Raw genomic sequence first — 272 nt, forward strand, 5'->3', positions numbered from 1 at the left:
GAGCTCGAGGAATCGCTTGAGCGCGGGATTGTCGTTGCCGGCGCGCCAGTGGACACCTTGTTCCAGCGTGGTTGCACCGAACGCGTCATGCACCTCGCGTATTATCGGCATGTCGGCGCCGACGGTTATCGGGCCGACGCCGGCCGAAACCGTGACGCGATCCGCCGCCGCGAACGATGCCAGATTATCTCGGCTGACATGCTGGGCGGTGATCGCGGGACGATGGCCAGGGCCGGACAGGCGCGCAGTGATTAGTGCGGTGATGTCCGGTC

1 pseudogene is annotated in these 272 nt (G+C 65.4%); it reads right to left on the bottom strand.

The features are described from left to right. Positions 1-272: pseudogene (locus Q5762_RS38410) on the bottom strand (hypothetical protein); the annotation flags it as partial.

Source organism: Streptomyces sp. P9(2023) (assembly GCF_032436795.1).
In the GTDB taxonomy this organism is placed as follows: Bacteria; Actinomycetota; Actinomycetes; order Streptomycetales; family Streptomycetaceae; genus Streptomyces.